This window comes from Amycolatopsis sp. WAC 01375 (assembly GCF_003947325.1).
GTDB lineage: Bacteria > Actinomycetota > Actinomycetes > Mycobacteriales > Pseudonocardiaceae > Amycolatopsis.
Window position 1 is genome coordinate 39943 of sequence record NZ_QHHW01000039.1, and the last position, 11658, is coordinate 51600.

The window sequence follows — 11658 nt, forward strand, 5'->3', positions numbered from 1 at the left end:
GCCACGTGCGTAAAGCCGCCCGTCCTCGGCCGCCGTCGTGCGTTCAGGGGTATAGCGTCAGCAGTTCGGTCAGCGCCTGCCGTGGCGAGTTCATCGCCGCGGTCTCCTTCGCCACCTCCCGTGCCGCCTGCTGGAAGCTCGGGTCGTCGAGTACCTCGCAGGCGGCGAGGCCTACCTCGTTCGGGTCGTCGATCATCCGGGCCGCGCCGCGGCGCGCCGCGCGCTCCGCGTTCGTCGGCTGATCGGCGAACACCGGCAACAGCACGCTGGGTACGCCGGCCGCGAGCGTGGCCAGCAGGGTTCCGACGCTGGCCGAGCCGATCACCACGTCGACGCCGGCCAGCAGTTCGGGCAGCGGAGCGAACCCGACTGCTCGCACCCGCGGACCAAGGTGCGCCTGCTCCGGGCTCGCGGTGACCAGGACGTCGAATCCCGCCTCGGCGACGGATTGGGCGAGGCCGGCGACCAGCGCCGGGTTGCCCTCGCCGACGCTGGTGCCCATGGTGACCAGCGCCCTTGGCACGTTCGGCCGGCGCGGCGGGACAGGACGGCTCGGCTGCCCGGCGACCTCGACGGCCACTCCGCTGAAACGGATCGTGATCCGGCCGGACTCCGGGGCCGGGTCGGTCCGCAGGAGAAGGGATTCGGGGAAGGGATCGAGCAGCGCCAACCGGTCTCGTGGTGTCACGAGACGAGAAGCGTGTTGCTCTCTGGTTCGCTCCCGGATCCCGTCGACGAACTCGGTGGGCAGCGGACCGGAGATCGCGTAAGAGGCCCAAGGCACGTCGAGCCGGGCCGCCAGCAGCGGTGCGACGAAATCGAGCGACTCGCCCACGATCAGGTCGGGTTCGTATCGCTGCCCCTGACGGAGCGCGTCGTCCCAGGTCAGGTCGACTCTGGTACCTGCCAGGAGCTCGACCAGACCCGGACCGAGGGTGCGCGCGGGGCCGGCCCGCTCCAGGTTCACCACGATCAACTCCTTGACGGACGGGCCCGCCGGGAGCAGGCGCCGACCGGCGAGAAACGGCGCCGCGGAGTCGGCGGCCAGGAAGGCGGCTTCGTGACCGGCGTCGATCGCCGCGTCCGCGAGCGGCAGCAGTGGCAGGACGTGGCCTGGCGCGGGAACGGCGGCGAACAGGATTCTCATGAGCCTTCGTGGGCCCTTTCCGTCTCGATTGAGAGCGGGCCGGTCATGACGAGGAAGAGGTTCGCCGCGTCCGGGCCGTAGTCCTTGCAGGCGCCGATCAGGGCTTCGATGTCGTTATCGAGGATGTCCGGAAAGGTCCTGGAACAGCCGCGCGGTCCGCCATCGTTTCCTGCTCGGTGAAGATCGAGGCGAGACCCTATCCGCCACATTCAGCAGGCTATCGGCGGCCGCGCCGAACCGGCATCCCTCGGCTTGACAAGGCTTCGCGCGGCCGGCAAACGGAAGTCCGGCGGCGAAACCTCCTACCCCGACCGTGCCGGGGCGCAGGTCAAATCGCCTTGCCCTCCCCGGCATAGCCTGTTTCCCGGGATATACGGAGACAGTCCGCATAATCGGGCAGCAGGCCGTCCCGCCGCATATCCGCCAGGAGTGGCGCCACGGTATCCCGATCCGAGCGGATGACTTTACGGTCCGACGGCCACGGCAGGTTCAGCGCCGGATCGAACGGATCGATCGCCAGTTCCAGCTCTGCCCGATAAGAGGTGCTCACGAGGTACGACATCACCGTGTTGTCCGCCAGCGCCAGGAACGCGTGCGCCGTTCCGATCGGAAAGTAGACGGCTCGGAAGGACTCGGCGTCCATCTCCACGACATCCGACATCAGGTAGGTCGGTGAGCCGACCCTGAGGTCGACGATCACATCCAGTGCGCGCCCGGCGACGCAATGGACGTACTTGCGCTGTCCGGGCGTGCGGGTGAAATGCAGTCCGCGCAACACATCGAGCTTCGAGACCACGGTGTTCACCTGAGCTACCGGAAACCTGTGCCCGACCGCACCGACAAACGCGTCGTCCTGGAGCGGTGCGACGAACAGCCCACGTCGATCCGGCGCCGGATCCGGCGTGAACTCGAACGCACCGGCCACCTTCAACTCGCGGACACGCACTGGGGCAGCCAACCTTCCGAGCGTACATCGTCGACGCTGCGCTGTTGAGAAACACCGCGCTGTTGAGAAACACCGCGCTGTTGAGAAACACTGCGCAGTTGGGAAACACCGCGCAGTTGAATGTTGACGTGGTCGCTATGTGTCAGTTCGGTAGAAACGGCGACCCTCCTCGGACTGCCACGTGCGGTGGCCGGGAAACCATGACTCCCCTATAGGTCCGCTGAACGAGGTGTCACCTTGCCCAGTTCCCGGACACAGTGGGTGTGGAGGGTTTCGAACATGACGCGGCAGTGCATTCCGATGCCGACCTCTGTTCATTTCGTACGATACCAGGATTCTGTCCATTCGAAGTTTGCGTTGGCAAGTTCTTCGCGTGCTCCCACTGGCAGCGCCGTCGACCCGTTGACATCGTCGTGGGGGCGGGACCGGGACGACCCCCACCTGATCAACGCCGCGCTCGACATCCAGGCCGGAGAGACGCGGGTCGCCCGGTTCTCGTTCGCTGCAGCGGATGTACTCGATCTTCGCCAGGAAACGACGGCCTCGTCGCCCGTCCGCTTCACCGCTTCGCGAGCTCCAAAACCGCGGACTCGACTACCCACCTTAACGTTGTTTGAGCGGCACTGGAGCGGCAGAATAACTGCGGTCCCGCTCGACTTTCGGGAACCGACGGGGGTGCTCACGATGACAACAGGCCCGAGTCTCGCGGAACGCGTGCCGATTGGCCGGTCGGGGCTCCGCACCACGAGGCTCTGGCTCGGTACTGTGAACTTCAGTGGCCGCGTGCCGGACGAAGACGCGCTGCGGCTCTTGGACCATGCGCGCGAACGCGGGATCGATTGCATTGACACCGCGGACATCTATGGCTGGAGGGTCCACAAAGGACACACAGAGGAGCTGCTGGGGCGCTGGTTCGCCCGCGGCGGTGGCAGGCGGGAGGACATCGTGCTGGCCACCAAGGTCGGGGGCCAGATGACCGACCGGCCGGGCGACGGCGGCCTCTCGTCCCGGCATGTCATCGCAGCTTGCGAAGGATCTCTGCGCCGTCTCGGCGTCGACCATATCGACATATTCCAGCCGCATCAGGTTGACCGGACGACGACATGGGACGAGGTCTGGGAGGCGATGGACGTCCTGGTGGCGAGTGGAAAGGTGCGCTACGTCGGATCGTCCAATTTCGCAGGCTGGCATATCGCCGCCGCCCAAGAGAATGCCGCCCGCAGGCACCGGCTCGGCATCGTCGCTCACCAATGCCTCTACAATCTGGCCGTGCGTCATGCCGAATTGGAAGTGATGCCGGCAGCTGAAGCGTACGGGGTCGGTGTGTTCGCGTGGTCGCCATTGCACGGCGGGATGCTCGGTGGCGTACTGCGAAAGTTGCGGGAGGGCACGGCGGTCAAGTCCGCGCAGGGCAGGGCGCAAGCATCGCTTCCCGCGCTTCGGTCGGCTGTCGAATCCTACGAGAAGTTCTGCCAGAGTGTGGGCGCGGACCCCGCCGAAGTGGGGCTGGCCTGGGTGTTGTCTCGACCCGGCGTCACTGGCGCCGTCATCGGCCCTCGTACCCCTGACCAGCTTGACTCCGCACTTCGCGCGACACACCTGAAGCTCGCCGACGACGAAATGGACGAACTGGAGTCGATCTTCCCCGTTTCGTGGTCAGGAGGACCTGCGCCGGAAGCTTGGCTGGGATGATCACCGAGGGACCGGCTGGACAGATCTATCGGAACGGATACCTGGTAAATGCGCATTGATACTTGTCGTATTTGTGGAAATCGCGAGCTCGAATCGGTACTCAATTTGGGAGACCAGTGTCTCACTGGCGTCTTTCCCCGTACTCGGGATGAAGTCGTCCCGGCCTTTCCCTTGGAACTGGTGAAGTGCGCGCCTCCGGGGTGCGGGTTGGTGCAATTGCGGGACAGCGCCGATTTCGAGCTGATGTACAACGACGGCTACGGCTACCGCTCCGGCATTCGCCCCTTCATGGTGAACCACCTTCGCGACATCGTGGCGAAACTCCGGCGTATGGTGGAGATCGGACCGGCGGACGTGGTGGTCGACATCGGCAGCAACGACGCCACTCTGTTGCGCGGTTATCTCCCGGATGCGCCGAAACTGGTCGGCTTCGACCTCGTCGGTAAGAAGTTCGGGCATCTCTACCCGGCGGAAGCGGACCTGGTGAGCGACTTCTTCACCGCGGAGGAGTTTTTCGCCCGTTATGGCGATAGACGGGCGAAAATCGTCACGTCGGTTGCCATGTTCTACGACTTGCCGCAGCCGATGCGGTTCATGCGCGACGTCCACGACGTCCTCGCCGACGACGGCGTCTGGCTCATGGAGCAGAGCTACCTGCCGTCGATGCTGCAAACCGGTTCGTACGACATCGTGTGCCACGAGCACCTCGAGTACTACGCGCTCGAGCAGATCGAGTGGATGGCCGCACGTACCGGTCTGCGCGTGCTGACCGCCGAAATCACCAGCGTCTACGGTGGCAGCCTTCGCGCGGTACTTTGCCGGGACGGAGCCGGGCACGCGGCCGACGAGGGGGCGCTGGACCGAATCCGGAGGGGCGAGGCCGAGGCAGGGTTGGCCGACCGTGCCCCCTACGAATCCTTCGCGCGACTGGCGGAGCGGCAGCGAGAACAACTCGTCGAGTTCCTGGCGAAGTCACGGGCACAGGGACGTACGACTCTTGGCTACGGCGCCTCCACCAAAGGCAACGTCATCCTCCAGTACTGCGGACTCGGCACAGCCGACCTCCCGGTCATCGGCGAGGTCAGCGCGGAGAAGGCCGGGTGTTTCACCCCTGGCACCGGGATCCCGATCGTGTCCGAGGATGACGCGAAGGCCCGCCGGCCGGATCAATTGCTGGTACTGCCGTGGATCTACCGTGACGGTTTCCTCGAACGGGAGCGGGATTTCCTTGCCGCAGGCGGCAAATTGGTCTTCCCGATGCCCGCCCTCGAAGTAGTGTGACGTCCCCGCGCCGAGAACGGCGTGCCGTTCTCGGCGCGGCCTGGCCGCGTCTACCGGACGGCACGCCAGAGCGGAGCCGATCCGAGCAGGCGAGCCAGCGCGACCGCGCCGTGCAATGTGGACAGTGGGCCCAGCTGTGACGCCCGCACCACGGGGGCAGGCACACCCGGCCGGGCCAAGGCCGCCACGTGGCGCGCGACCCGGTCGGCGAACCCGGGCACTCCGGCCGCGAAACCGCCCCCCAAGATGACGTTGCCAGGGTGCAGGAGCTCCTGGACCCCGGTGATGGCCACCGCGAGCAGGTGGCAGGTGCGGTCCACGGCCTGGACCGCCCACTCCTCGTGGGCCAGTAGGCCATCGCAGAGCTCGGCTTGCCCGACCGGGGTGCCACGCAGCCGGGTCGCCCGAGCCAACGTGGCAGGCCCGGACGCGCCGGCCTGCAGGCATCCGCGGCGCCCGCACCCGCAGAGCCGCCCCTGCGGGTCGGTCACCACATGACCGAGTTCGAAGGAGCCGCGCTCCGGCCCCGGCACGAGCGTGTCGCCCGCGACCAGGCCACCGCCGATTCCCGTGCCCACTCCGACGTAGAGCAGGTCGGGGCAACCGAGCGCCCGCGCCTCGGCCAGAGCGCCCAGATCCCCGTCGTCGGCCCAGCGCAGGGGGGCGTCCCCGAAGACCGAGCGGAATGTCCGCCGCAGATCCAGGCCGATCCACTCGGGGCGGTTCGGCCAGGCCGCGACCAACCCGTCCGTTCCCACCGTGGCCGGTAGCGCGACCCCGATCCCGGCGTAGCCACCCGGAAACCGCAGCCGGAACCGGGCGATCTCGGCCGCCAGTTGGGTCAGGTCGGACTCCAGGCCGCGCCCGCGCCACGGGAAGACGTGCTCGCGGACTTCCCCGCCGTCGGTCTCCGTTCGCAGCGCCACCTTGGTGCCGCCGAAGTCGATGCCGAGCCAGGTCGACGTCACCGCCGTCCCGGCACCGACACCGGTGGGCACATCGGCAGCAGTTCACCGGGGGAGTGGATGACCAGATCCGGACCGGCCGCCATCAGGTCGTCCTTGTCGACGGTCGCCCAGGTCGCCGCCACGGAGGTCACCCCGGCGCCTTGGGCGCTGCGGATGTCGGCCGGGGCATCGCCGATCATGATGGCCGCGTCCGGCTCCGCGTCGAGGAGGCTGAGCGCGCGCAGCACGATATCCGGGGCGGGTTTGGCGTTGACGACCTCATCCGAGCCGACCACGTGGTCGAAGTGCTGGATCAGATCGAGTGTGGTCAGCAGGGAGCGAGCCCTCGGCCCGGCCTTCCCGGTGGCCACGGCGAGCCGGAACCCGCGCGTCCGGAGCGTCCGGAGCAGATCGGCCACCCCGTTCACCACCGGCACCTGATCCGCGAGCCGGTAGCTCTCCCGGACGAACGGTTCCTCCATCTCCAGTGGCAGGCGCATGCGCCGCATGATCTCCGGGAAGTACAGGCCCTGGTAACGCTGGTATTCGGCGAACGGCGCCGGTCCGGTACCGACCACTTCCGCGTATGCCGCGGCGAAGGCCCGTCCCATCACCTCGTGACTGTCCACCAGGACGCCGTCGAGGTCGAAGATCACCACACTGCGCATCGTTACGTTCTCCATCAGGTCGCCGCCGCTGCCGTGACCGGTCCGGCGGGCAGGAGCGGGGTCGCCGAGGCCGCGTACAGTGCCTCGATCGTGCCGACGATCCGCCGTACGCCCGCGATCGCGGATCCGCGCGCCGATGGATCGGCGAGGCGGTCCCTGAGGTCGTCGAGCTGACGGGTGTACTCGGTGCCGATCGGCTCGGCCGGGACCGCGACTTCGCTCGTCCGGCCTCGCCGTACGACGCTGAGCCGCGGCCGGGGCTCCCGATTCGGGCTGAAGCCGAAGGTGGTCCGGAGGGTCGCGGAGCCGGCGCTCCCGTCGACCCGGATCTCGGTGACGTCATGGCTCGCCGAGTGCGCCGCCCAGCTGGCGCGAAGGCCCACGGACAGACCGGATCGGGTGACCAGGAACCCGCGCACGGTGTCCTCGACGTCCGCGTCGAGTTCCGGCACCGGCTGATCGTGCCGCCAGGCCGCTGTCCAGCGCGGGTCGTTGACGTGGTCGTGCGAAGTGGACGCGACGACCTGGTCGAAGGCCACCGGCCCGGTGATGGTCTCCAAGACGTCGAGCAGATGCCAGCCGAGGTCGAACAACACGCCGCCGCCCGCTTCCGCCCGGCTGGTGAACCAGCCCTGTGACCGGGGCACACCACGAGCCCTTTCCCACACCAGGTCGATGTGGCGCAGGTGGCCGAGCTCGCCGGCCAGAGCGGTCAGCTCCCGCACGTCGGCGCGGCACCGGAAGGCACTTCCCGCCAGCAACCGGCCGCCACCCGCCCGCTCGGCTTCGGCCAGTGTGTCCGCCTCCGCACTCGTGAGGCAGACCGGTTTCTCCACGAAGGTGGCGAGACCGCGGCCGAGAAGCCGTCGCGCGATGGCCGCGTGAAGGTGGTTGGGCGAGGCGACCAACGCGAGGTCGGCGTCTTCGGCTCGCAGCGCGTCGACTCCGTCGAAGGACGGACGGTCGGTCGCCGCGGTGAACGCCTCCCGCTTGACCGGATCGGGGTCGACCGCGGCCACCACTTCGTAGTCGCTGCTCGCCATCAGACGAGGAAGCCAGATCTCCCGGCCGGACCACCCGAACCCGACCAGTACGGTGCGGATCCTCATCCGGCGGCCACCAGGCCTGCCACGATGTCGGCGGTGTCGCTGAGCGCCTGCTCCGACGCGAGGAGGGTGCGGTGGTGCAGCCAAACGCAGTCCTGGCTGATCGCGTCGGCGTTGGGGCACCGCTTGGCGAGGGCGTCGACGGACTCCTCGGGGGCGCCCATCTCCCAGAACGCCGCGGTGCGGTAGATGGCGCGGAAGCCCGCGAAGGCCGGGATCCCCGCGTCGACCAGCCGGTCGACCAGCAGGTTGCGCCGCTCCTCCGACCAGCCGGGAAGCCGGAACATCGCCATGTAGTGCGGATTCCGGTCGGCCCGCGAGTCGCCGCCCTGCGGCCGGACACCGGGAATCCGGGCCAGGAGCGCCGACAGGAACCGCCACCGCTGTTCCCGTAGATCGATCTGACTGTCGAGCCTGCCCAGCTGGGCACGCAGGACGGCGGCCGAGAACTCGTTCATCCGCATGTTCGTGCCCGCCACCTGGTGGTGGTAGCCGCGGTCGGTGCGTGGCCTGCCGCAGGAGTGGTGCAGGAACGCCTTCTCGTACTCGTCCGCGTCCGGGAACAGCACCGCGCCGCCTTCGCCCGCGGTCATCAGCTTGCCGTTCTGGAAACTGAAGGACGCGACCGAGCCCAGCTCGCCGACGCCCTTGCCCTGCCAGCGGGCACCGTGCGCGTGGGCCGCGTCCTGCAGGATCCGGACGCCGGCGTCCGAGGCGAGCTTGTCCAGTGCGTCCATGTCGGCCATGAGACCCGCCATGTGCACCGGCATGATCACCTTGGTCCGCGGCGTGATCGCGTCGGCGGTGGCGGTCACGTCGATGTTGTAGGTGTCCGGGTCGACGTCCACCGGCACGGCGACCGCCCCGATCCGCTGAGCGGCCTGTGACGAGGAGATGAAGGTGAACGCGGGCACGATCACCTCGGTACCCGGCCCCACACCCATCACCTGCAGGGCGAGTTCCAGCGCGTGCGTTCCGTTGGTGACGGCGAGGGCGTGACCGGCACCGTGGTATCCGGCGAACTCCCGCTCGAAGCTCTCCACCTCGCTGCCGCCCATACGCCACCACTGGCCCTGGGACAGCGCACGATCGAGAGCGCGGCGTTCGGTGTCATCGAATTGCGGCCAATCCGGAAAGGTCGGCCCGGGTTGCGGACTCATTTCTGCCTTGCTCCTTTTGTCGATTGGCCTCACGATACGAATTGCGGCTCCGTCGTCACCATCCCTCAAGCTGACGGCGATTCCCGGAATTCACTGACGCCCCATTTCGGGAATTCGAAGTGAAGGGGGCGTCTTTCGGAGAGTATTCGCCTCGGGAAAGTGCTCAGGTGCGGGTGATCGTGGCCAGCCAGGCGGGCGCCCCGGCCGCGTCCCTGGTGTTCTCCAAAGTCGCGGATTCGATCGAGTCGACCCGCCAGCCGTCGGCGAAGGTGGCTCGGATGTCGTCCTGGTTCACCCGCAGAGCGCGGATCCCGCCCTGTGCCTCCCGTCGCGGTCCGCGGCCGGCTTGATGGCGGTCGCTGAGGCAGAGCAGGAACAACCGTGCGCCCGGCGGCATGACGGTGGCCAGGCCGGCGGCGTACCGGATCCGCTCCGGACGGCTGAACGCGTGGAAGAGCGCGCTGTCGAGCACAGTGTCGAACTGCTCGTCGAGGTCGCCGATCTCGAGTGCGTTCCCGACCTGGAAGCGCACTTCCAGGCCGCGTTCGCGTGCTTTGCGTCGCGCGGTCTCGATCGCTGTCGGCGCCGAGTCGATGCCGACCGCCGGGAGACCGAGCGCCGCTGCCATGAGCGCGACCTCGCCGGTGCCGCAGCCGATGTCGAGGGCACGGCCGCGGAAGGCACCTGCCTCGGCGAGCTCGCGCATGGCCAGCTGTGGACGGCCGATGTCCCAGAGCGGTACCCCGGTGTAGTGCGTGTCGTAGCTCTCTACCTGGCTGCCACCCATATCCGCCTGGCTCCTTTTTGTCGATTGGCCTCACCGTACGAAGTCCGGCGACGGCGCCACTATCCCTCAAGCTGACAGCGATTCCGGGAATTCGCCGCCGTTCCATTCCACGAAGCCGGCCGCGGCCGGAAAGTGTTCCCGACGCCGGACAGTGCGCGCCATCGCGCGGGTTGACGGTGTTCCCCGCGTTTCCGTCGCGCATTCCCGCGCGGTGACAACTAGCAATGTGAGGGATGTCCGTCCGGTTCGGCTCGGAACTACCGTGACTGACGGGTAGCGCGGAATCGGGCCGTACGAGAGAAGTGAGTTCATGAGCGTAAAGCAGTCCGAACGGACACTGTCCAACTTTCTCGCCTATCTCGACGAGCTGCGCGGGCGTGGAGACGTGCATTTCGACGAGAAGATCCAGGCGTGGCACGTGCTCGGGTACCACGACACCTATCAGGTGCTGACCGACCCGGTGACGTACTCCTCCGATGTCGCTCCGCTGGCGCCCAAACAGGAGGACTTCGACCTCTTCAAGAAGGGCAATTTCGTCCGGGCGGACGACCCGGCGCACCGACGGCTGCGCGGCATGGTCAGCAGGGCGTTCACCCCGAAGATGATCGCCGATCTGGAGCCGCGGATCACCGAGGTGACCATGCAGTTGCTCGACGACGCGGACGCGCGTGGCAACCAGTGGGACCTCATCGAAGAGCTGGGCTACCCGTTGCCGTTCATCGTCATCGCCGAGATGCTCGGCATCCCGGTCACCGACCGGGCATTCGTCCGGCGGCTGTCCGACACCTTCTTCGAGGTGCACAACGTCGATCCGGAGGCGTCGCTGGACGAACTGGGGGAAAGCGCGGTCAACAACGTCGCGCCGCTGCTGCGTGAGCTGAACCTGCACCTGCTGGAGTTCGTCCGAGACCGCCGTAAGAACCCGGGCGACGACCTGACCAGCAAGCTGCTGGCGGTCGAGGTCGACGGTGCGAGGCTTGACGACGAGGAGACCGTCGGTTTTCTTGGTTTGCTGCTGCTGGCAGGCCACGTCACCGCGACCTCCACGGTCGGCAACACGGTTCTCGCGCTGCACGAGAACCCCGAGGTGTGGGGACAGTTGCGGGCCGACCCGGGGCTGATCCCGGCCGCGATCGAGGAGTCGATGCGCTACCGGCCGCCGTTCCCCCGTCTCGGGCGGCAGGTCACGAAGGACACCGAGATCGGCGGCCAGAAGATCCCGGCCGACGCGTTCGTGCTGGCGTGGCTGACCACCGCGAACCGCGACGAACGCGTCTTCGCCAACCCGGACCGGTTCGACATCCACCGGGACTCCAACCCCCACCTGACGTTCGGCAAGGGCATGCACTTCTGCCTCGGTGCGCCGCTGGCGCGGCTCGAGGTGAAGATCGCCATGCGCATCCTGATGGAGCGGTACAGCGACATCCGCGTACGCGACGACGTCCCGGTCAACCTGCGCAACCCGTGGGCGATGATCGGCGTCAACCGGCTGCCCATCGAGGTCCGCCGGTTCTGACGCCCCCGGCGTCCACCCTCAGTACCGAATCCGTGGGTGAACCGCGGAAGGAGATCCTCATGGCCAACCCGTTCGAGGTGGAGTCCGGCGACTATTTCGTGCTCCGTAACGACGAGGGCCAGTCCTCGCTCTGGCCCCGCTTCGCCGAGGTGCCCCCGGGCTGGCGCGTGGTCGCCGGCCCCGACACACGGCAGGCGTGCCTCGCCTCCATCGAGCAGACCCCGTGACCGGTTTCTGACCGGGTGCGCGTGAAGGCCCCCTTCCCTCGGCTCAGCCGAGGGAAGGGGGCCTTCACGCGCACCGGGTCGAGTGGGCGTGAGGGCTGCGGCGCTCTCCGGTCCGTGAAGGCCTCCTTGCCTACCCTGAGGGTAGTGAAGGGGCCCTTCGCTACCCGGCGGTGTGGCCCCT

At 67.9% G+C, this 11658-nt stretch carries 11 protein-coding genes; 4 read left to right on the forward strand and 7 right to left on the reverse strand.

Features of this window, described 5'->3' with window-relative positions; translation table 11 throughout:
• Positions 1-43: 43 nt before the first annotated feature.
• Positions 44-1147 carry a glycosyltransferase gene (locus DL991_RS27845; RefSeq protein ID WP_125787313.1) on the reverse strand — a complete coding sequence of 368 codons (1104 nt, stop codon included), beginning with the start codon at positions 1145-1147 and terminating at the stop codon, positions 44-46.
• 328 nt (positions 1148-1475) lie between these two features.
• On the reverse strand, positions 1476-2093 hold the full coding sequence (locus tag DL991_RS27850) for a dTDP-4-dehydrorhamnose 3,5-epimerase family protein (RefSeq protein WP_125787396.1): 618 nt from the start codon (positions 2091-2093) through the stop codon (positions 1476-1478).
• Between the two features lie 279 nt (positions 2094-2372).
• On the opposite strand from DL991_RS27850, the gene DL991_RS27855 reads away from it, so the two are divergent.
• Both DL991_RS27855 and DL991_RS27860 read left to right on the forward strand, forming a co-directional pair.
• The gene (locus DL991_RS27855) at positions 2373-3785 is read left to right on the forward strand and encodes an aldo/keto reductase (protein ID WP_233599031.1); all 1413 of its coding nucleotides are present in this window, start codon (positions 2373-2375) and stop codon (positions 3783-3785) included.
• Between the two features lie 48 nt (positions 3786-3833).
• Positions 3834-5066: a class I SAM-dependent methyltransferase gene (locus DL991_RS27860; protein WP_125787314.1), complete on the forward strand. Its 1233-nt coding sequence runs from the start codon at positions 3834-3836 to the stop codon at positions 5064-5066.
• Positions 5067-5116: 50 nt separating this feature from the next.
• On the opposite strand, the gene DL991_RS27865 is transcribed toward DL991_RS27860, so the two are convergent.
• From DL991_RS27865 to DL991_RS27885, 5 genes are all read right to left on the reverse strand, one after another.
• The gene (locus DL991_RS27865; RefSeq protein ID WP_233599032.1) at positions 5117-6064 is read right to left on the reverse strand and encodes an ROK family protein; all 948 of its coding nucleotides are present in this window, start codon (positions 6062-6064) and stop codon (positions 5117-5119) included.
• Positions 6031-6696 (reverse strand): HAD-IA family hydrolase, encoded by a 666-nt coding sequence (locus tag DL991_RS27870; protein WP_125787315.1) that lies wholly within the window; start codon positions 6694-6696, stop codon positions 6031-6033. Before DL991_RS27870 ends, DL991_RS27865 begins: the two co-directional genes overlap by 34 nt.
• Positions 6696-7790: a Gfo/Idh/MocA family protein gene (locus DL991_RS27875; protein WP_125787316.1), complete on the reverse strand. Its 1095-nt coding sequence runs from the start codon at positions 7788-7790 to the stop codon at positions 6696-6698. The genes DL991_RS27870 and DL991_RS27875 overlap by 1 nt, the downstream gene beginning before the upstream one ends.
• The gene (locus DL991_RS27880) at positions 7787-8947 is read right to left on the reverse strand and encodes a DegT/DnrJ/EryC1/StrS family aminotransferase (protein ID WP_125787317.1); all 1161 of its coding nucleotides are present in this window, start codon (positions 8945-8947) and stop codon (positions 7787-7789) included. Before DL991_RS27880 ends, DL991_RS27875 begins: the two co-directional genes overlap by 4 nt.
• A 163-nt stretch (positions 8948-9110) precedes the next feature.
• Entirely contained in the window at positions 9111-9734 is a 624-nt protein-coding gene (locus DL991_RS27885) for a class I SAM-dependent methyltransferase (RefSeq protein WP_125787318.1), read from the reverse strand.
• A gap of 310 nt (positions 9735-10044) precedes the next feature.
• Here DL991_RS27885 and DL991_RS27890 point away from each other — a divergent pair, with 310 nt between their 5' ends.
• Positions 10045-11250, forward strand: a complete 1206-nt coding sequence (locus DL991_RS27890; RefSeq protein WP_125787319.1) for a cytochrome P450 — start codon at positions 10045-10047, stop codon at positions 11248-11250.
• A 59-nt stretch (positions 11251-11309) separates the two neighbouring features.
• Positions 11310-11477 carry an MbtH family protein gene (locus tag DL991_RS27895; RefSeq protein ID WP_125787320.1) on the forward strand — a complete coding sequence of 56 codons (168 nt, stop codon included), beginning with the start codon at positions 11310-11312 and terminating at the stop codon, positions 11475-11477.
• Positions 11478-11658: the final 181 nt, after the last annotated feature.

What these genes read in the sequence shown, in the direction of transcription:
- DL991_RS27860 (WP_125787314.1), top strand. Translation starts at nt 3,834, where the DNA reads ATGCGCATTGATACTTGTCGTATTTGTGGAAATCGCGAGCTCGAATCG.
- DL991_RS27895 (WP_125787320.1), top strand. Translation starts at nt 11,310, where the DNA reads ATGGCCAACCCGTTCGAGGTGGAGTCCGGCGACTATTTCGTGCTCCGT.
- DL991_RS27875 (WP_125787316.1), bottom strand. Translation starts at nt 7,790, where the DNA reads ATGAGGATCCGCACCGTACTGGTCGGGTTCGGGTGGTCCGGCCGGGAG.
- DL991_RS27870 (WP_125787315.1), bottom strand. Translation starts at nt 6,696, where the DNA reads ATGGAGAACGTAACGATGCGCAGTGTGGTGATCTTCGACCTCGACGGC.
- DL991_RS27880 (WP_125787317.1), bottom strand. Translation starts at nt 8,947, where the DNA reads ATGAGTCCGCAACCCGGGCCGACCTTTCCGGATTGGCCGCAATTCGAT.
- DL991_RS27890 (WP_125787319.1), top strand. Translation starts at nt 10,045, where the DNA reads ATGAGCGTAAAGCAGTCCGAACGGACACTGTCCAACTTTCTCGCCTAT.
- DL991_RS27885 (WP_125787318.1), bottom strand. Translation starts at nt 9,734, where the DNA reads ATGGGTGGCAGCCAGGTAGAGAGCTACGACACGCACTACACCGGGGTA.
- DL991_RS27845 (WP_125787313.1), bottom strand. Translation starts at nt 1,147, where the DNA reads ATGAGAATCCTGTTCGCCGCCGTTCCCGCGCCAGGCCACGTCCTGCCA.
- DL991_RS27855 (WP_233599031.1), top strand. Translation starts at nt 2,373, where the DNA reads ATGACGCGGCAGTGCATTCCGATGCCGACCTCTGTTCATTTCGTACGA.